Annotated in this window: 17 protein-coding genes; 14 read left to right on the plus strand and 3 right to left on the minus strand. The window is 58.9% G+C overall.

The genetic code is table 11. The features are described 5' to 3' along the window. Positions 1-10: 10 nt before the first annotated feature. Entirely contained in the window at positions 11-529 is a 519-nt protein-coding gene (locus tag AABC73_RS05830) for a sigma-70 family RNA polymerase sigma factor (protein WP_341522822.1), read from the minus strand. 203 nt (positions 530-732) lie between these two features. Further along, positions 733-1734: a type I glyceraldehyde-3-phosphate dehydrogenase gene (gene gap, locus AABC73_RS05835; RefSeq protein WP_331149712.1), complete on the minus strand. Its 1002-nt coding sequence runs from the start codon at positions 1732-1734 to the stop codon at positions 733-735. Between the two features lie 219 nt (positions 1735-1953). On the opposite strand from gap, the gene edd reads away from it, so the two are divergent. The 11 genes from edd (at position 1954) to AABC73_RS05890 (ending at position 15587) form a co-directional block, all read left to right on the plus strand. Further along, positions 1954-3780, plus strand: a complete 1827-nt coding sequence (gene edd, locus AABC73_RS05840; protein WP_065835045.1) for a phosphogluconate dehydratase — start codon at positions 1954-1956, stop codon at positions 3778-3780. Then, a complete protein-coding gene (locus AABC73_RS05845) occupies positions 3777-4757 on the plus strand; it encodes a glucokinase (RefSeq protein WP_341522823.1) in 981 nt (326 codons plus the stop codon). The genes edd and AABC73_RS05845 overlap by 4 nt, the downstream gene beginning before the upstream one ends. Before the next feature lie 268 nt (positions 4758-5025). Next, on the plus strand, positions 5026-5763 hold the full coding sequence (locus AABC73_RS05850) for a response regulator transcription factor (protein ID WP_331150603.1): 738 nt from the start codon (positions 5026-5028) through the stop codon (positions 5761-5763). Between the two features lie 75 nt (positions 5764-5838). Continuing rightward, positions 5839-7245, plus strand: coding sequence for an ATP-binding protein (locus AABC73_RS05855; protein ID WP_341524180.1), 1407 nt, complete (start codon positions 5839-5841; stop codon positions 7243-7245). A 256-nt stretch (positions 7246-7501) separates the two neighbouring features. Further along, positions 7502-8788: an ABC transporter substrate-binding protein gene (locus AABC73_RS05860; RefSeq protein WP_341522824.1), complete on the plus strand. Its 1287-nt coding sequence runs from the start codon at positions 7502-7504 to the stop codon at positions 8786-8788. 172 nt (positions 8789-8960) lie between these two features. Then, a complete protein-coding gene (locus AABC73_RS05865) occupies positions 8961-9869 on the plus strand; it encodes a sugar ABC transporter permease (RefSeq protein ID WP_341522825.1) in 909 nt (302 codons plus the stop codon). Continuing rightward, on the plus strand, positions 9862-10707 hold the full coding sequence (locus AABC73_RS05870) for a carbohydrate ABC transporter permease (protein WP_341522826.1): 846 nt from the start codon (positions 9862-9864) through the stop codon (positions 10705-10707). The genes AABC73_RS05865 and AABC73_RS05870 overlap by 8 nt, the downstream gene beginning before the upstream one ends. Positions 10708-10709: 2 nt before the next feature. Further along, on the plus strand, positions 10710-11870 hold the full coding sequence (gene ugpC / locus AABC73_RS05875) for a sn-glycerol-3-phosphate ABC transporter ATP-binding protein UgpC (protein ID WP_331150599.1): 1161 nt from the start codon (positions 10710-10712) through the stop codon (positions 11868-11870). A gap of 116 nt (positions 11871-11986) precedes the next feature. Then, positions 11987-13342, plus strand: coding sequence for a carbohydrate porin (locus tag AABC73_RS05880; protein WP_341522827.1), 1356 nt, complete (start codon positions 11987-11989; stop codon positions 13340-13342). Between the two features lie 165 nt (positions 13343-13507). After that, entirely contained in the window at positions 13508-14383 is an 876-nt protein-coding gene (locus AABC73_RS05885; protein ID WP_341522828.1) for a D-hexose-6-phosphate mutarotase, read from the plus strand. 145 nt (positions 14384-14528) lie between these two features. Beyond that, on the plus strand, positions 14529-15587 hold the full coding sequence (locus AABC73_RS05890; RefSeq protein WP_341524163.1) for an IS110 family transposase: 1059 nt from the start codon (positions 14529-14531) through the stop codon (positions 15585-15587). Positions 15588-15901: 314 nt separating this feature from the next. Here AABC73_RS05890 and AABC73_RS05895 read toward each other — a convergent pair whose 3' ends face one another. Beyond that, positions 15902-16768 carry a MurR/RpiR family transcriptional regulator gene (locus AABC73_RS05895; RefSeq protein ID WP_065835285.1) on the minus strand — a complete coding sequence of 289 codons (867 nt, stop codon included), beginning with the start codon at positions 16766-16768 and terminating at the stop codon, positions 15902-15904. A gap of 218 nt (positions 16769-16986) precedes the next feature. Here AABC73_RS05895 and zwf point away from each other — a divergent pair, with 218 nt between their 5' ends. From zwf to AABC73_RS05910, 3 genes are read left to right on the plus strand one after another with little or no spacing between them, the layout of a single operon-like run. Continuing rightward, complete coding sequence (gene zwf / locus AABC73_RS05900) at positions 16987-18456, plus strand: glucose-6-phosphate dehydrogenase (RefSeq protein WP_341522829.1); 1470 nt, start codon at positions 16987-16989, stop codon at positions 18454-18456. After that, on the plus strand, positions 18443-19156 hold the full coding sequence (gene pgl / locus AABC73_RS05905; protein WP_341522830.1) for a 6-phosphogluconolactonase: 714 nt from the start codon (positions 18443-18445) through the stop codon (positions 19154-19156). The genes zwf and pgl overlap by 14 nt, the downstream gene beginning before the upstream one ends. 17 nt (positions 19157-19173) lie before the next feature. Next, positions 19174-19848 carry a bifunctional 4-hydroxy-2-oxoglutarate aldolase/2-dehydro-3-deoxy-phosphogluconate aldolase gene (locus tag AABC73_RS05910; protein WP_341522831.1) on the plus strand — a complete coding sequence of 225 codons (675 nt, stop codon included), beginning with the start codon at positions 19174-19176 and terminating at the stop codon, positions 19846-19848. The last annotated feature ends 163 nt before the right edge of the window (positions 19849-20011 follow it).

The raw sequence follows: 20011 nt of genomic DNA on the forward strand, positions 1-20011 counted from the left end.
GCTGCAACACCTAAACGTGGTCAAGTCTAGCCGCCACCGCGATGCAAATCGCCATGATCAGTTTCAGTTCTTTTTGCACCGTGCTGGCCGACACGCCCAACTGCTCGGCGATCTCCAGATAGCTGCAACCGTTGAGGCGGCTCATGGTGAAAATCTGTTGTTGGCGCGGGCTCAGCTTGCTCAGGCTTTCATTGAGGCCTTCGAGCATACGCGTGGCGTGAGTGGCATCTTCCAGGGTCGTGGCCTGGGCGACGACGTTGTCGATGTCCGCCTGAGGTGTGTCGTCGGCGACGGTACGCGCCACAATGCGTCGGGACCGCAGATGATCCAGCGCCAGATTGCGCGCGGTCTGATAGACGAAGGGTTCCAGGTGATCGATGGCGCGACTGCTCAAGGCCCGCGTCACGCGCAGGTAGGTCTCCTGCAACAGGTCTTCAGCGGTACTGCGATTGCTGACCATCCTTTGCAGCGTGCGCAAAAGGACCGGCCGTTGGGAAAGGAATACTTCGTTTAAGCGCGACTGACTCACGGGAATACCCGACCGGAAAAAGCAGTGGATGATAATGCTTATCATCCACACCTTCGGTCAAGTCATGTTTATCACTGACTGTCCGCGCATTCCCTGTGGGAGCGAGCTTGCTCGCGAAAAGGTCGGTAAACCCGACACATCTTCGGCGCCTGAAACATCGCCTTCGCTAGCAAGCTAGCTCCCACCAGGTTCGCTTGACGGGGTTACTGCGCGTTATGCAACGCCAGGCAGTTGTCGAGCATGCGGTTGGAGAACGCCCATTCGTTGTCGTACCAGGCCAGAACCTTGAGCAGCTTGCCGCTGACCTTGGTGTGGTTGGCATCGAAAATCGACGACAGCGGGTTGTGATTGAAGTCGTGGGAAACCAGCGGCAAGGTGTTGTAACCGAGGATTTTCGAGTGCTGGCTGGCTTCTTTCATGATCGCGTTGACTTCATCGGCCGTGGTTTCGCGATTCAGGTGCAACGTCAGGTCGACCAGCGAAACGTTGATCACGGGTACGCGCACGGCCATGCCGGTGAGCTTGCCTGCCAGTTCCGGCAATACCAGGCCAACCGCTTCGGCGGCGCCGGTCTTGCTCGGGATCATCGACTGGGTGGCCGAGCGCGCGCGGTACGGGTCGGTGTGGTAGACGTCGATCAGGTTCTGGTCGTTGGTATAGGCGTGGATGGTGGTCATCAGGCCACTTTCGATACCCAGTTCACGGTGCAGGACTTGCGCCACCGGAGCCAGGCAGTTGGTGGTGCAGGATGCGCTGGAAATGATTTGATGCGATTGACGCAGGGTGTCGTGGTTGACGCCATAGACGATAGTGGCGTCCGCGCCTTTGGCGGGAGCCGAGATAATGACCTTGCGCGCACCGGCAGTCAGATGCGCGGCGGCCTTGGTGCGATCGGTGAACAAGCCGGTGCATTCGAACACCACGTCGATGTTCTGCGCTTTCCACGGCAGTTCGGCCGGGTTGCGAATGGCGCTGACTGCAATTCGGTCCCCATTGACCGTCAGGCTTTCGCTGTCGCATTCAACGGTTCCGCCGAACGGTCCATGAACCGTGTCGAAGCGCAGCAGGTGCGCGTTCATTTCGCTGTCGCCCAAATCATTGATGGCGACGACTTGCAGGTCCTGACGATAGCCTTGGGTATAGAGTGCGCGTAGGACGTTGCGGCCGATGCGGCCAAAACCATTGATTGCAATACGGAGAGTCATACAGCCGTCCTCAGTAAATTTGTTGTTGGAATTACAAGATTATTCGCATAGAAATAGAAAACAAGCCTTTTTAATGGCAATATTTTGTTTTATCTACAACGAGAAGCCTGTAAGACCAGTACAGTTGATCGAGATCAAGCTTTTACAGACAAGGCTCGCGCCTCGATTTCTGGAACAGTCCGAGCGGGTGACCACACACGTTAGCCTGGAGTTCATCACATGCATCCCCGCGTCCTTGAGGTAACCGAACGGCTGATCGCCCGTAGTCACGACACACGGCAGCGCTATCTTCAACTGATTCGAAGCGCTGCGAGCGATGGTCCGATGCGTGGCAAGCTACAGTGCGCCAACTTCGCCCACGGCGTCGCGGCCTGCGGTCCTGAAGACAAAAACACCCTGCGCATGATGAACGCCGCCAACGTGGCCATCGTTTCTTCCTACAACGACATGCTCTCGGCGCATCAGCCCTACGAGCATTTCCCGAATCAGATCAAACAGGCTTTGCGTGACATTGGTTCGGTCGGCCAGTTTGCTGGCGGTGTGCCAGCGATGTGCGACGGCGTCACTCAGGGCGAGCCGGGCATGGAGCTGGGCATCGCCAGCCGTGAAGTCATCGCCATGTCGACTGCCGTCGCGTTATCTCACAACATGTTCGACGCCGCCTTGATGTTGGGCATTTGCGACAAGATCGTGCCGGGCCTGATGATGGGCGCGTTGCGTTTCGGTCATTTGCCGACCCTGTTCATTCCGGGCGGGCCGATGGTCTCGGGGATTTCCAACAAGGAAAAAGCCGATGTGCGCCAGCGTTACGCGGAAGGCAAGGCCACCCGCGAAGAACTGTTGGATTCGGAGATGAAGTCCTATCACGGTCCCGGCACCTGCACGTTTTACGGCACCGCCAACACCAACCAGTTGCTGATGGAAGTCATGGGCCTGCATTTGCCGGGCGCATCGTTCGTCAATCCATACACGCCGCTGCGTGATGCGCTGACCGTCGAGGCTTCCCATCAGATCACGCGCATGACCATGCAGAGCGGCAACTTCATGCCGTTGGGCGAAATCGTCGACGAGCGTTCGCTGGTCAATTCCATCGTCGCATTGCACGCCACCGGCGGTTCCACCAACCACACCTTGCACATGCCGGCGATTGCTCAGGCGGCGGGCATTCAATTGACCTGGCAAGACATGGCCGACCTTTCCGAAGTGGTGCCGACCCTGACTCACGTCTACCCGAACGGCAAGGCGGACATCAATCACTTCCAGGCTGCGGGCGGCATGTCGTTCCTGATTCGCGAGCTGCTGGAAGCCGGCTTGTTGCACGAAGACGTCAACACCGTGGTGGGTCGCGGCCTGAGCCGTTACACCCGCGAACCCTTCCTTGAAGATGGCAAGCTGGTCTGGCGCGAAGGTCCGATCGAAAGCCTGGACGAAGATATTCTGCGTCCGGTCGCGCGGCCGTTTTCCCCCGAAGGTGGCTTGCGCGTCATGGAAGGCAACCTGGGCCGTGGCGTCATGAAAGTCTCGGCCGTGGCCCTTGAGCATCAGATCGTTGAAGCCCCAGCTAAAGTTTTCCAGGACCAGCAGGATCTGGCCGACGCGTTCAAGGCTGGGGAGCTGGAATGTGATTTCGTCGCCGTGATGCGCTTCCAGGGCCCGCGCTCCAATGGCATGCCGGAACTGCACAAGATGACGCCGTTCCTCGGTGTGTTGCAGGACCGGGGTTTCAAAGTCGCGCTGGTGACGGATGGACGAATGTCCGGCGCTTCGGGCAAGATCCCGGCAGCGATCCACGTCTGCCCGGAAGCCTTTGATGGTGGCCCTTTGGCACTTTTGCGTGACGGCGATATCGTGCGCGTCGATGGCGTAAAAGGGACGTTGCAAGTTCTGGTCGAACCGGCAGAATTGGCCGCCAGAGAACCCGCTATCGGCCAGCTCGACAACAGTGTCGGCACTGGACGCGAGCTGTTCAATTTCATGCGCATGGCCTTCAGCTCGGCAGAGAAGGGCGCCAGCGCCTTTACCTCTAGTCTGGAGACGCTTAAGTGAAGTTGGCCCTGGTCGGTGATATTGGCGGTACCAATGCACGTTTTGCTATTTGGGAAGACGAAAAGCTGCATTCCATCCGGGTATTCCCGACCATCGACTACGTCAGCCCGGAGAAGGCCATCGAGGTCTATCTTCAGGATCTGGAGTTGCAGCGCGGCGATGTCGGTTTTGTTTGCCTGGCGGTTGCCGGTCCGGTGGATGGCGACGAATTTCAGTTCACCAATAGCCATTGGCGGTTGAGCAAGTCGGCGTTCTGCGCCGACCTGAAAGTCGATGAGTTGTTGTTGATCAACGATTTCACGGCCATGGCCCTGGGCATGACCTGCCTGAAAGATGACGAGTACCTGACGGTCTGCCACGGCATCAGCGAGGCTGACCGGCCGCGCGTCGTGGTCGGGCCGGGCACCGGTCTGGGTGTCGGCACGCTGCTCAGCGTCGGCGTCAATCGCTGGATGGCCTTGCCCGGTGAAGGCGGCCATGTGGATCTGCCCATTGGCAATGCCCGTGAAGCCTTGTTGTGGATGCGGTTGATGGCCGATCACGAACACGTCAGCGCCGAAACCATCCTCAGCGGCGCTGGCTTGTTGTTGCTGTATCAGGTCAGCTGCGCCCTGGACGATATCGAGCCAACGCTCAAGTCGCCGGCAGCGATTACCTCGGCGGCGGTGGCCGGGGATCCTGTGGCGGCTGCGGTGCTCGACCAGTTCTGCGTGTTTCTTGGCCGGGTGGCCGGGAACAACGTGTTGACGGTCGGCGGGCGTGGCGGTGTATACATCGTCGGCGGTGTGGTGCCGCGCTTCATCGAGTTTTTCATGAACAGTGGCTTCAAGCGCGCGTTCGCCGAGAAGGGCGTGATGAGCGAGTATTTCAATGGTGTGCCGGTCTGGCTGGTGACTGCCGAGTATCCGGGCTTGATGGGGGCGGGTGTTGCGTTGCAGCAGGCGTTTGGTGACGTGCTGGATGGTGAAGAGTTGTAGGAGCCAACACCGAACCCGTACAGACTGTGTGAAAACGTCACGAGCGATGACAAGACAAGGCAAAAACAGGCGAAAAAGCGGAGTCTAGGTGTTCTAAATGAGCATTTTTCGCCTGTTTTTAACGCAGTATTGTCGAGCGCAGTAGTTTTCACACAGTCTGCGTAGGACCGGCTTTAGCCGGGAGAACTCCCTCCCGGCTAAAGCCGGTCCTACAAATTCGGAGCATTACTCAAAACAATAACGATTCATTGCGACAAGGAAGATCCAGGTGAGCTCAGTCAGTAAATCGATCCTGCTGGTTGATGATGACCAGGAGATTCGTGAATTGCTGCAAACCTACCTGAGCCGCTCGGGCTTTCAGGTACGGACGGTCGGCGACGGTGCGGATTTCCGTCAGGCCTTCAACGAAGAACCCAGTGACCTGCTGATCCTCGACGTGATGCTCCCCGACGAAGATGGCTTCAGCCTGTGTCGTTGGGTGCGTCAGCACAATCGCCAGCCCCACGTGCCGATCATCATGCTGACCGCCAGCTCGGACGAAGCCGACCGGGTGATCGGTCTGGAGTTGGGCGCGGACGATTATCTCGGCAAACCCTTCAGCCCCCGTGAACTGCTGGCGCGGATCAAGGCGCTGCTGCGCCGGGCGCAGTTCGGTCAAGAGCGGGTCGGTGGCGATGTGCTGGTGTTTGATGAATGGCGGCTGGACATGGTCAGCCATCGGCTGTTTCACAACGATGGCGAGGAAGTGATTCTGTCCGGCGCCGATTTCGCGTTGCTCAAGCTGTTTCTCGACAATCCCCAGCAAATTCTGGATCGCGACATGATCGGCAACGCGACCCGTGGCCGTGAGCTGATGCCTCTTGAGCGCATCGTCGACATGGCGGTCAGCCGTCTGCGTCAACGCCTGCGCGATACCGGCAAGTCGCCGCGTCTGATCCGCACGGTGCGCGGCAGCGGTTATCTGCTGGCGGCGAACGTCATTTCCCAGGTCAGCAACGGTTATTAAAAATATGGTTACTGAATGTTGAGCGACGCCGCGCCGAAGCGTCGGCTGCCGCTGCCGCGTTCGCTGCTGGGCCGCATGTTGCTGCTGACCTTGCTGGCGGTATTGCTGGCCCAGGCGCTGTCCAGCGTCATCTGGCTGTCGCAGTTGCGCGCGACGCAAATGGAAGGCCTGATCACCAGCGCCCGCAGCCTGGCGTATTCCATGGCGGCCAGTGTCAGTTATTTCCGTTCGTTGCCGTTGGCCTATCGGCCGCTGGTGCTCGACCAGTTGCGCAGCATGGGCGGCACGCGCTTTGTCGTGTCCCTCAATGACCGTCCGCTGGACATGCAGACTCTCGAACCGACGCCGCGCAAGCAGGCCGTGCTCGATGTGGTCGATGAAGTGTTGCGTCAGCATCTGGGGACTGATCCGGATATTTCTGTCTGGTTCGTACGTCCGGAAGATCTGCGGATTTTCAACAGCGGTCTGAAACTCGATGAACTGCCGCGCTCCTGGGCGCATTACGCCCTGAGCCTGGAGCCGGTCAATCCGCCGATTCTGGTTACCCAGATCGAGCTGGCGCGGGGCGAATGGCTGTACATCGCCTCGCTGCTGCCCGAGCCCTACACCACCCTCGAAGAACAGGAATTGCCCTTGCAGCAAGTCTGGTTCATCGCCCTGACCAGCGGTTTCCTGTTGTTGTTCATTGGCCTGTTGGTGCACTGGCAAAGTCGTCCGCTCAAACGGCTGGCCCGTGCTGCACGGGACATGTCGCTGGGTGCGGAAGTGGAGTCAGTGGTGGAGGGCGGCGGTAGCGAAGTGGTGGAAGTCAGTCGCGCATTCAATGCCATGCGTACTCGTATCAGTCGTTATCTCACCGAACGCGGCCAGTTGTTCAGCGCCATTTCCCATGACTTGCGCACGCCCATCACACGCCTGCGCCTGCGGGTCGAGCTGCTGGAGGATGAAACCCAGCAGCGCAAATTCAGCCGTGATCTGGACGAGTTGGAGTTGCTGGTCAAAGGCGCACTGCAATGCGTGAAAGACACGGATATTCACGAGAACATCGAGCCGGTGGATCTGAACTACGTGCTCGACTGTCTGGTGGAGCCGTTCCTGCCGCCCAATGGCAACGGCAGCGCCACCCAGCACGGCAAGGCCGAAGCGCCTTATCCTGGCAAACCGCTGGCCCTCAAACGCTGCATCGGCAACCTGATCGACAACGCGATCAAGTACGGGCACAAGGCGCATCTGCGGGTCGAAGATAACGCCAAGGCGTTCGTGCTGCATGTCGACGACGAAGGGCCGGGCGTGCCTGAACAACGGATGGAACAGGTCTTCGAACCGCATTTCCGCCTCGCGGGCAGCCAGCAGCAAGGCTACGGCCTGGGCCTGGGCATCGCCCGCAACATCGCCCACAGCCACGGCGGCGAAGTCAGCCTGCAAAACCTGCGCGGCGGCGGGTTGCGGGTGACGCTGTATCTGCCGAGGACGGTTGATTGAGTCCCGGACAGGACATACGGGAGGTTGAATTTGTGGGAGCAAGCTTGCTTGCGAAGACGGCATTTCAGATGCGTGATGTGAAGAATGTACCTGCTTCTTCGCGAGCAAGTTCGCTCCCACCAAAGCAACTGGCGAATGTAACCATCCGGTGACCATTGCGCATCCCTTCGTTACTGTTCTTTCAAAACCCTTGGTTAGACTCCATGCAGCGCAAGCACAGACTTGCTCATGCATAACAACAAGAAAGGTTAAATCGATGAATTCAATTTCCCGTCTCGCTACTCTCATTTCTCTCGCCTCGTTGTTGCCGCTGAGCGCGCTTGCTGCCGATTCCAAAGGTTCCGTTGAAGTGGTCCACTGGTGGACGTCCGGTGGCGAAAAAGCTGCTGTCGATGTGCTCAAGGCTCAGGTGGAAAAAGACGGCTTTATCTGGAAAGACGGCGCTGTGGCCGGTGGTGGCGGTTCCACTGCCATGACCGTGCTGAAAAGCCGCGCGGTCGCTGGCAACCCGCCTGGCGTTGCCCAAATCAAAGGTCCGGACATTCAGGAGTGGGCCTCCACCGGCCTTCTCGACACTGACGCTCTCAAAGACGTCGCCAAAGAAGAAAAGTGGGACAGTCTGCTGGACAAGAAAGTCTCCGACACCGTGAAGTATGACGGCGACTATGTGGCCGTCCCGGTGAACATTCACCGCGTCAACTGGCTGTGGATCAACCCGGAAGTGTTCAAAAAAGCCGGGATCGCCAAGAATCCAACCACCCTCCAGGAGTTCTACGCAGCCGCTGACAAGCTCAAGGCCGCAGGCTTCATCCCTCTGGCCCATGGTGGTCAACCTTGGCAGGACAGCACCGTTTTCGAAGCAGTCGTGCTGTCGGTAATGGGTGCGGACGGTTACAAGAAAGCCCTGGTCGATCTGGACAACGCTGCATTGACCGGTCCGGAAATGGTCAAGTCGCTGACCGAATTGAAGAAAGTCGCCAGCTACATGGATGCCGACGGCAAAGGCCAGGACTGGAACCTGGAAGCCGCCAAGGTCATCAACGGCAAGGCCGGCATGCAGATCATGGGTGACTGGGCCAAGAGCGAATGGACCGCGGCCAAGAAAGTCGCCGGCAAAGACTACGAGTGCGTAGCTTTCCCGGGCACCGACAAGGCTTTCACTTACAACATCGACTCCCTGGCGGTGTTCAAGCAGAAAGACAAAGGCACGCTGGCGGGTCAGCAGGACATCGCCAAAGTCGCGTTGGGTGAAAACTTCCAGAAAGTCTTCAGCATCAACAAAGGCTCGATCCCGGTTCGCAACGACATGCTGAACAACATGGATAAGCTGGGCTTCGACTCTTGCGCGCAAACCGCTGCCAAAGATTTCCTGGCGGACTCCAAGTCCGGTGGGCTGCTGCCGAGCATGGCGCACAACATGGCAACCACATTGGCAGTACAAGGTGCGTTCTTTGACGTAGTCACCAACTACATCAACGACCCGAAAGCCGACCCGGCCGACGCGGCGAAGAAACTCGGCGCGGCAGTCAAATCTGCGAAGTAATCGTTTCGCGCTCTTGTAGATCGTGCCTTTGTAGATCGCGCCCTTGTAGATAAAGGGGCGCGCGTTAACCCCAGCCGCAGTTCGTGCTGATGAAACCGTCTCATCCGGTTTCACGCACGACTGTGGCCTGGATAGCCCTGTTTCAAAATCATGTTCCAAGTGGATGCTTCCAATGAGTTCTATTGCTGTATTCAGCAAAGCCTCGCCGTTCGATGCCCTGCAGCGCTGGCTCCCTAAATTGGTGCTGGCGCCGAGCATGTTCATCGTCCTGGTGGGCTTCTACGGCTATATCCTGTGGACGTTTGTCCTGTCGTTCACCACCTCGACCTTTCTGCCTTCCTACAATTGGGCCGGACTGGCGCAATACCAGCGCCTGTTCGATAACGACCGCTGGTGGGTCGCGAGCAAAAATCTCGCGGTGTTCGGCGGCATGTTCATCGGTATCAGCCTGGTGCTCGGCGTAGTCCTGGCGGTATTCCTCGACCAGCGTATTCGTCGCGAAGGTTTTATCCGCACCATTTATCTGTACCCGATGGCGCTCTCGATGATCGTCACCGGTACTGCCTGGAAATGGTTGCTCAACCCAGGCATGGGCCTGGACAAAATGCTGCGTGACTGGGGTTGGGAAGGCTTTCGGCTGGACTGGCTGATTGACCCTGATCGCGTCGTCTATTGCCTGGTGATCGCTGCAGTCTGGCAGGCGTCGGGCTTCATCATGGCGATGTTCCTGGCCGGCCTTCGTGGTGTCGATCAATCGATTATCCGTGCTGCGCAAATCGATGGGGCAAGCCTGCCGACCATCTACCTCAAAGTGGTTTTGCCAAGCCTGCGTCCGGTGTTCTTCAGCGCCGTGATGATCCTTGCGCACATCGCCATCAAGAGCTTCGACCTGGTTGCCGCGATGACGGCGGGCGGCCCCGGCTACTCCTCCGATCTTCCGGCGATGTTCATGTATTCGTTCACCTTCAGTCGCGGCCAGATGGGCATGGGTTCGGCCAGTGCAATCCTGATGCTCGGGGCGATTCTCGCCATCGTCGTGCCTTATCTGTATTCCGAGCTGAGGAACAAGCGTCATGAGTAATCAGATCGGAACACCTGCCGTCAGCCTCAGCCGGATCGCGATTCACGCGGTCCTGATCATTGCGTGCCTGCTGTACCTGGTGCCGCTGGTGGTCATGTTGCTGACCAGCTTCAAGACTCCGGAAGACATCAGCACCGGCAACCTGCTCAGTTGGCCTGCCGTGGTGAGCACCATCGGTTGGGTCAAGGCCTGGGCAACCGTCGACGGGTATTTCTGGAACTCGATCAAGATCACCGTGCCGGCAGTGTTGATCTCCACCGCCATCGGCGCGCTCAACGGTTACGTGCTGTCGTTCTGGCGTTTCCGTGGTTCGCAGTTGTTCTTCGGCCTGTTGCTGTTCGGCTGCTTCCTGCCGTTCCAGACCGTCCTGCTGCCAGCGTCCTTCACGCTGGGCAAGATGGGCCTGGCGAGCACCACCACCGGGCTGGTGTTTGTCCATGTGGTCTACGGCCTGGCGTTCACCACGCTGTTCTTCCGGAACTACTACGTGAGCATTCCGGATGCGCTGGTCAAGGCCGCGCGCCTGGACGGCGCCGGGTTCTTCACCATCTTCATGAAGATCATTCTGCCGATGTCGACGCCGATCATCATGGTCTGCCTGATCTGGCAGTCCACGCAGATCTGGAACGACTTCCTGTTCGGGGTGGTGTTCTCCAGCGGCGACTCGCAACCGATCACCGTGGCCCTGAATAACCTGGTCAACACCAGCACGGGTGCCAAGGAATACAACGTTGATATGGCGGCGGCGATGATTGCCGGTCTGCCGACACTGCTGGTCTACATCGTGGCAGGCAAGTATTTCGTGCGCGGTCTCACGGCCGGCGCGGTCAAGGGGTAAACATGGCAACGCTCGAATTACGCAATGTAAACAAGACCTACGGCGTTGGCCTTCCGGACACGCTGAAGAACATCGAACTGCAGATCAAGGACGGTGAATTCCTGATTCTGGTCGGGCCTTCCGGCTGCGGTAAATCCACCCTGATGAACTGCATCGCGGGTCTGGAAACCATCAGCAACGGCTCGATCCTGATCGACGACGCCGACGTCAGCGGCATGAGTCCCAAGGACCGTGACATCGCCATGGTCTTCCAGTCCTACGCGCTGTACCCGACCATGACCGTGCGCCAGAACATCGAGTTCGGCCTGAAAATCCGCAAGATGAGCGCCGCCGCCATCGACGAAGAAGTGACCCGGGTCGCCAAGCTGTTGCAGATCGAACACCTGCTCAATCGCAAGCCCGGCCAGTTGTCTGGCGGCCAGCAACAGCGTGTGGCCATGGGTCGCGCACTGGCGCGGCGGCCGAAGATTTACCTGTTCGATGAACCGCTGTCCAACCTCGACGCCAAGCTGCGGGTCGAGATGCGTACCGAAATGAAGCTGATGCACCAGCGCCTGAAAACCACCACGGTATACGTCACCCACGACCAGATCGAAGCAATGACCCTGGGCGACAAAGTGGCGGTAATGAAAGACGGGATCATCCAGCAGTTCGGCACCCCGAAAGAGATCTACAACAACCCGGCCAACCTGTTCGTGGCCAGCTTCATCGGTTCGCCGCCGATGAACTTCATTCCCCTGCGCCTGCAACGCAAGGATGGCCGCCTGTTCGCCTTGCTCGACAGCGGTCAGGCCCGTTGCGAACTGCCCATGGGCATGTCGGATGCCGGGCTTGAAGATCGCGAAGTCATCCTTGGCATGCGTCCCGAGCAGATCGTTCTGGCGCCCGGCGAACCCAACGGCCTGCCGACCATTCGCGCTGAAGTCCAGGTTACCGAGCCTACCGGGCCGGACACGCTGGTGTTCGTCAACCTGAACCAGAGCAAGGTCTGCTGCCGTCTGGCGCCGGACGTCGCGCCTCAGGTCGGGGAAAGCCTGACCCTGCAGTTCGATCCGGCCAAAGTCATGCTCTTCGACGCCGCCACCGGCGAGCGTCTTGGCGTGCTGGGCCAGCCACAACCCGCCGGGCGCGCGGGCAATGTCACGCAGATCAACCGCAATTGAACCGAGCACAGTCAGCCGGGTAACCGCTGCCGTAACAGGTCGCCCAGCCGGCAAACACGAAGCAACCGATGTCGATGCCGTTAGAAGCTAATAACAATAAAACGAGGATTTAAGGGATGAAGAAGCTACGCAATAAATCGCTTAACCAGTTCCAGCTTATCGGTGGTTTGTCTGTATTGAGTGCGTTGGCGTTTACGGGAACCGCCAGTGCTGTCGAGCCGTTCCACGCCAATGAACACATGACCGGCGATTGGGGTGGATTGCGACAGGAACTGTATGACAAGGGCTATGACTTCTCGCTGGAATACGTCGGCGAGATGGGCGCCAACGTGCATGGCGGCTACAACGACGACAAGACGGCGCGGTACAGCGATCAGTTCGCCCTCGGCGTGCAGATGGATCTGGAGAAGGTCCTTGGCTGGAAGAATGCGGAGTTCAAACTGGCCATCACCGAACGAAGCGGCAACAACATTTCCAATGACCGACTCGGCGATCCTCGTGTCGGCACGCTCAGTTCCTCGCAGGAAGTCTGGGGTCGCGGGCAGACCTGGCGCCTGACGCAAATGTGGGTCAAGCAGACCTATTTCGACGGCAAGCTCGACATCAAGGCCGGGCGGATGGGCGAGGGCGAGGATTTCGGCAGCTTCCCTTGCGACTTCCAGAACTTGACCTTCTGCGGTACTCAGGCCGCCAACTATGTGAACACCTGGTACAACTGGCCAGTCAGCCAGTGGGCCTTGCGCGTGAAGTACAACATCACGCCTGAAGTCTTCGCCCAGATCGGCGTCTACGAACAGAACCCTTCGTACCTGGAAACCGGCAACGGCTTCAAGCTGAGCGGCAGTGGCGCCAAAGGCACCCTGGTGCCGGTGGAAGTGGTGTGGTCGCCGACCATCAACTCGTTGCCGGGCGAATACCGTCTGGGTTACTACTTCAGCAGCCCGAGTGCTGACGATGTCTACGAGGATCGCAACGGCCAGCCACAAGGCCTCACCGGCGGCCAATTCAAGTCGCGTAGCGAGAAGACTGGCTGGTGGGTCGTGGCGCAGCAAAAGATCATGAACTTCGGCGGCGATCAGTCCCGGGGCCTGAGCCTGTTTGCCAACGCTACCGTGCATGACAAGGACACCAACTTCGTCGACAACTTCCTGCAGGTCGGCATGGTCTTCAAAGGCCCGTTTGCTGCGCGTCCGAAGGATGACATCGGCATCGGCGTTTCGCGCATTCACGTCAACGAAGACGTCCGTGATCGCGCCAGGCAGATCAACGCCGTCAACGGGATCGACGACTACGACAACCCAGGTTATCTGCCGATCCAGAAAAGCGAATACAACTCCGAGATCTACTACGGCGTGCACGTCACCGACTGGCTGACCATTCGTCCCAACCTGCAATACATCAAGTCTCCGGGCGGTGTCGATCAGGTGGATAACGCGCTGGTGGCCGGTATCAAACTGCAGACCAAGTTTTAACAACGATCAAGGGTCGTGTGTGCTTTACGGGCGGCCTGGCTGCCCGTTTTTTTTGGGTGGCTTTCTGGATTCAATTCATTGCGTAGGACCGGCTTTAGCCGGGAGCGCGCGCTCCCGGCTAAAGCCGGTCCTACGGTTGTAGCAAAACATTTTTTCGGGACCGCAATGACCATCAAGGAAGCGGGGATGCTGGAGCATCCGTTGCAGCGATTCTTCACCTCCAGGCGCTCCAGGCCGACGTTCGAGTGGGAGCGTTATCAGCTACGTGACGTGCTGATCATCGACCACCCGCAATGTGAGGCGGTGTTCAGCCGTCAGGGCGGCCAGTTGCTGCATTTTCAACCTCGGGGCCAGAAGCCCTGGTTGTGGTGTGCGTCGCATTGGCCACAGGTCGGTGCGATTCGCGGCGGCGTTCCGGTCTGCTGGCCTTGGTATGGCCGTCATCCGAGCGAAGGCGTATGGCCGGCGCACGGTTGGGCGCGGCTGCTGGACTGGAAACTGATCGACAGCCGCGAAAGCGAGGCGGGCGTGAGCCTGCATTGGCGTCTGCAACTGTGGGACTGGCAAGCCGACCTGCACGCCGAGCTGGGGCAGGGCATGGAATTGCGTTTGACCACCCGGCATCAGGATAGTGAGCCCTGTCAGTTCAGTCATGCGCTGCACGCCTATTGGCGGATCAGTGATGTACAGGAAGTAGCGCTTGAAGGCCTGGATGGCGCGCAAGGCTACGATCAGCTCAGCCGGCAGGCGTGTCAGCAAGAAGGCGACTTGCGCGTGGCGGGCGGCTGTCAGCGGGTGTTCGATCACACCGGACCTTTGCAGTTACAGGATCAAGCCTGGCAACGGCGTTTGGGTATCGATACCGGCGACAGCGCCAACACCGTGGTCTGGCACCCCGGCAAACGCCCGCTGATGGGCGTGGCGGGCAGCGAAGCGGGCGGGTTCGTCTGCGTCGAGGCTGCGTCAGGCGGCAGCGAAAGCCTGAGCCTGGCGCCAGGCGAGCGCGCCGAGTTGAGTTTGCAGGCTTATCTGGTGCATTGAGTGTGCGCAGAACCTGTAATTGGATGGACTCGCCCAAGCCGAGGCGTCTGTAGCGCCACGGTGGCATTCTTAAGAAGCCAACGACAGCGAGGGCGAGTCCATGAAAAAGCATACGACCAAAAATAACGCCTTGTCTTCAGCCGACGTGTCGGCTTGTTCGACAGTGGCGGTAGATCTTGCCAAGAATGTGTTCCAGGTGGCCGGGGAAGATGCCCTTGGTCAGGTCATTTACGAAGAGCGGATCAAGTCACGCGAAACCTTTGTGGCCTTTTTACAAAAACTGCCGGCAGGCGTGACGGTGCTGATGGAGACCGGCCCTGGCGCGCAGGCTTGGGCGCGGCTGTTGCAAGCACAAGGCAATCAGGCGCGAATTTTACCGGCGCAACATGTCGCCAAACATCGTAGCGGTGCCAAAAATGATCGCAACGATGTGCTGGCGATATTGCGTTCAGGACGAGATGTAAACATTGCGCCAGTGCCAGTCAAAAGCACCGCACAACTGGCCATGCAGGCTCTGCATCGTGCTCGACAAGGGTATGTAAGGCGGCGCACTGCAATGGGTAATCAGATACGCGGGCTGTTGCTGGAACAGGGCATTGCCATGGCGCAAGGGGCGGTGACCCTCAGCCGAAATGTCCCACGTATATTGGAAGATGCCATCCAGCCATTGCCGGATATGTTGCGCGAGCTGATTGATGAAATGCTGGGCGAATGGAGCCATCTGGGTGAGCGCATCGATGTACTGACGGGCCGTCTGGAAGCAGCAGCGCGCGAAGATGAGACAGCAAAGCGTCTGATGACAGTGCGCGGCATCGGCCCAATCATCGCCACCGCCTTGCTGGCCAAACAGACTGAGCCTGAGCGTTTCGCCAATGCCCGAATGTTTGCTGCCTACTTCGGCACGGTGCCCGAGCAGCACAGCAGCGGGCAAAAAATCCGATTGGGAGGAATTTGCAGACGCGGAGATGGCTATATTCGCAGCCTGTCGATTCAAGGAGCGCACGCCGTGTTAAGGCAGGTGAAGCCTGATTCGGAGCATCCCGATGATCGCCGGCTAAGACGCTGGCTAAGTCAGCATGGTCAAAAAGGAGCAGCCGTAAGGTTGGCCAATAGAAACCTGCGCATCGTCTGGGTGCTGCTGCAAAACAATCAGACCTATCGTCGTCAGCCTGCAGGTTGCCAGGAGGCGACGATGAATCATTAATCAACAGAGTTCTGCCACCGGGGTGCTGAGTCACCTCAACCGCTGCTGAAGAACATTGACCCCAGGTCAGACCGTCGCGGATAGATGCCTGCGGTCCTACTGGCCCTTTGAGGCCTTAACGTAATCGGCATACCGCGAGCTTACCCAATGTTGGCCAGAAGCCGTAACGCTTCCTCGAACAGGCCTTATACATAGATGCAACCGGGTAGCAGTGTTCAAAAGCAGGTTGAAAGTGTGGGCGAGTCCATACATAGGACCGGCTTCAGCCGGGAGGGCGATTGACGCCCTCGCGACTAAAGTCGCTCCTACGGCTCCTAACCCTGATCCTCAACCGGATAGCGGCTGTCATTCAGGCTTTCCTTGATCTTGCGCAGATGCGGCTGGAAGTCGACGCCGCGGCGCAGGGTCATGCCGGTGGCGAGTACGTCGAGCACGGTCAGCTGGATGATCCGCGAGGTCATCGGCATATAGATGTCGGTGTCTTCCGGCAGCGGAATGTTCAGGCTGACGGTGCTGGCCTTGGCCAGGGGTGAGCCCGCCGCAGTCAGGCCCAGGACCGAAGCGCCGTTGGCGCGGGCGATGCGTGCGACTTCGACCAGTTCGCGGGTGCGGCCGGTGTAGGAAATGATCACGAACAATTCCCCGGTGTGCGCCACCGAGGCAATCATGCGTTGCATCAGCACATCAGCGTGGGCGGTCACGGCCAGGTTGAAACGGAAGAACTTGTGCTGGGCGTCCAGCGCAACCGGCGCCGAAGCACCGAGGCCGAAGAAGTGAATCTGCCGAGCCTGAATCAGCATGTCCACGGCTTTGCTGATCAGCGCCGGGTCCAGTTGCTGGCAGGCGCTGTCCAGCGAGGCGATGGCGCTGCCGAAGATCTTCTGGGTGTAGGCCTCGGTATCGTCATCCGCTTCGACTGCGCGGCTCACATACGCGGCACCGCTGGCCAGGCTCTGTGCCAGCTGCAACTTGAGTTCCGGGTAGCCGCTGACGCTGAATGAGCGGCAGAAGCGGTTGACCGTGGGCTCGCTGACTTTGGCGGCCTGGGCCAGCGCTGCGATGCTGAAACGGGTCGCTTGCTGCGGATTGAGCAGAATCGCCTCAGCGACCTTGCGCTCAGCCTTGTTCAGCTCTTCGAGTCGGCTCTGGATCATCTCCAGAAGGTTTCGTGTGCGGTCCATTCAAAGTCCTTGTCGCGGCTGTTTTGCTCAGGGTTTTGCGAGAGCTATCACGAGGCCCTTTAGCCTGTAGCAAAGGTGGCCTATCGTACTGAGGGCCTGTGTTGATCACCACTGGAATATGGTTTTAGACGGGATGTTGTGGTTATTACTACATTTGGCCTTGAGTAACGCCTTTAAAAAAGGTATTTGTAGCCTAACTTGATAAAAGAACCAACATTATGCTCTCGATTACGGTTGAACCGTGCACTTTTGCCTTGTTTGGCGCCTTGGGCGACCTGGCAGTGCGCAAGCTGTTCCCGGCCCTTTATCAACTCGACCGCGCTGGATTGCTGCATGCCGACACGCGAATCCTTGCGTTGGCGCGCGAACCGGGCGACGAACAGCAGCATTTGGCATACATCGATAAATCCCTGCGCCGCTTTGTTCCGGAGGCTGAACTTGAGCCTGAGAACGTGGAGCGTTTTCAGGCTCGCCTGAGTTACCTGCACGTGGATTTCCTCAAGGCCGAGGATTACGTGGCGCTGGCTGAGCGGGTTGGTGATGCGCAAGTCCTGATCGCGTACTTCGCTACGCCCGCGTCGGTGTATGGCGCGATCTGCGAAAACCTCGCCTCGGTCAACCTTACCGAGCGCACTCGCGCGGTGCTGGAAAAACCTATCGGTCATGACCTGGCGTCTTCACGTCGGGTCAACGATGCCGTGGCGCAGTTCCTGCCGGAAAGCCGCATCTATCGCATCGACCACTATCTGGGCAAGGACACCGTTCAGAACCTGATCGCCCTGCGTTTCGCCAATAGTCTGTTCGAAACCCAGTGGAACCAGAATCATATTTCCCACGTGGAAATCACCGTTGCGGAAAAGGTCGGCATCGAAGGCCGTTGGGGCTATTTCGATCAGGCCGGGCAATTGCGCGACATGATCCAGAACCACCTGCTGCAGCTGCTGTGCCTGATCGCCATGGACCCGCCCAGCGACCTGTCCGCCGACAGTATTCGTGACGAGAAGGTCAAGGTGCTCAAGGCACTGGCACCGTTCACCCCGGAACGTCTGGCGACCCAGGTCGTACGCGGCCAGTACATCGCCGGTTACAGCGAAGGCAAGCCGGTGCCCGGTTATCTGGAGGAAGAAAACTCCAATACCCAGAGCGACACGGAAACCTTCGTCGCCCTGCGTGCCGACATTCGCAACTGGCGCTGGTCCGGCGTGCCGTTCTACCTGCGCACCGGCAAGCGTATGCCGGCCAAGCTGTCGCAGATCGTCATCCACTTCAAAGAACCGCCGCACTACATCTTCGCTCCCGAGCAGCGCATGCAGATCAGCAACCGCCTGATCATTCGCCTGCAACCGGACGAAGGCATTTCCTTGCAAGTGATGACCAAGGACCAAGGCCTGGATAAAGGCATGCAGTTGCGCAGCGGCCCACTGCAACTGAATTTTTCCGACACCTACCGCAGCGCGCGCGTCCCTGATGCGTATGAGCGGTTGTTGCTGGAAGTGATGCGCGGCAATCAGAACCTGTTTGTTCGCAAAGATGAAATTGAGTACGCATGGCAATGGTGCGATCAGCTGATCGCCGGCTGGAAAAAGGCAGGCGATGCGCCCAAGCCTTACGCCGCCGGATCGTGGGGCCCGATGAGCTCCATTGCATTGATTACTCGTGACGGGAGATCGTGGTATGGCGATATGTGACCTTGAACTGCCAGCGGGCTTAGTCGCTCGCGAGTTCGATAATCCTGCGCTGCTGGCCAGTGAGCTGGCAGCTAACGTGGCTGAGCAACTGAAAACGGCGATCAGCAGCAACGGCGTCGCAACCCTGGTGGTTTCCGGCGGTCGCAGCCCGGTGGCGTTTTTCCAGAGCCTGGCCGAGCAGCCGCTGGACTGGTCCAAAGTGGTGGTCAGCCTGGCTGACGAACGCTGGGTGCCGGTTGAACATGCCGACAGCAACGCTGGCCTGTTGCAGCGCTATCTGCTGCAAGGCCCGGCGGCCAAGGCGAAGTTCCTCGGTTTGTACAGCGTTGCCCAGAGTCTTGAAGAAGCGGCTGACGCTGCCGATCAGGCGCTGGCCGAATTGCCGCCCATCGACGTACTGATTCTGGGTATGGGTGATGACGGGCACACCGCTTCGTTGTTTCCCAAGAGCCCGAACCTGAATGAAGCCTTGCGGCTGGATGGCGAACGTCGTTGCTTGCCGATGCTGGCGCCGACCGTGCCGCATCAGCGCCTGACCATGACCCGCCGTCTGCTGGCTTCGGCGCGTTTGCCGATCCTGTCCGTTTCCGGCCAGGCCAAACTCGACACCCTGCGCGCGGCCCTGGCCGGTGATGACCTCGCCGAAATGCCGGTTCGCGCCTTCCTTGACTCTTCCCTTGAGATTTACTGGTGCCCATAAGCAAAGGATCCGCCGCCATGAAAACAGTCGAAAACAATCAGCCGCTCAACAGCATGGCGAACAAGATTTCCCAGATCGATGAACTCTGCGCCAAGGCAAAGATTTTGCCGGTGATCACCATTTTGCGTGATCAGGATGTCCTGCCATTGGCGGACGCGCTGGCCGCTGGCGGCATGACGGCGCTGGAAGTTACCCTGCGTTCGGCCTTTGGCCTGAGCGCCATTCGGATACTGCGCGAACAGCGTCCCGAGCTGTGTGTCGGTGCCGGGACGATTCTGGATCGCAACATGCTGGCGGACGCCGAAGCGGCCGGTTCGCAATTCATCGTGACGCCGGGCAGCACGCAAGACCTGTTGCAGGCAGCCCTCGACAGCCCGCTGCCATTGTTGCCCGGCATCAACAGCGCGTCGGAAATCATGATCGGCTACGCCATGGGTTATCGTCGTTTCAAATTGTTCCCGGCGGAAATCAGCGGTGGCGTCGCAGCCATCAAAGCCTTGGGTGGTCCGTTCACTGAAGTGCGCTTTTGCCCAACCGGCGGCGTCAACGCAGACAACCTCAAGAGCTACATGGCGCAACCCAATGTCATGTGCGTTGGCGGTACGTGGATGATCGACAACGCGTGGGTCAAGAATGGCGACTGGAACCGCATCCAGGAAGCAACCGCGCAGGCGATGGCGTTGTTTGATTAAGTCGTGAACGTCCGACTGTAGGACCGGCTTTAGCCGGGAGCGGGGTGCTCTGATGGAGCAAATGTGTTTGAAGCACCGACCTCCTCCCGGCTGAAGCCGGTCCTACGGATGCTTGCGTCAAATCGGTTAATCGTTTGTTGTTGGCTTTACGGTGCGCCCTGGT

Source organism: Pseudomonas sp. G.S.17 (assembly GCF_038096165.1).
Taxonomy (GTDB): domain Bacteria; phylum Pseudomonadota; class Gammaproteobacteria; order Pseudomonadales; family Pseudomonadaceae; genus Aquipseudomonas.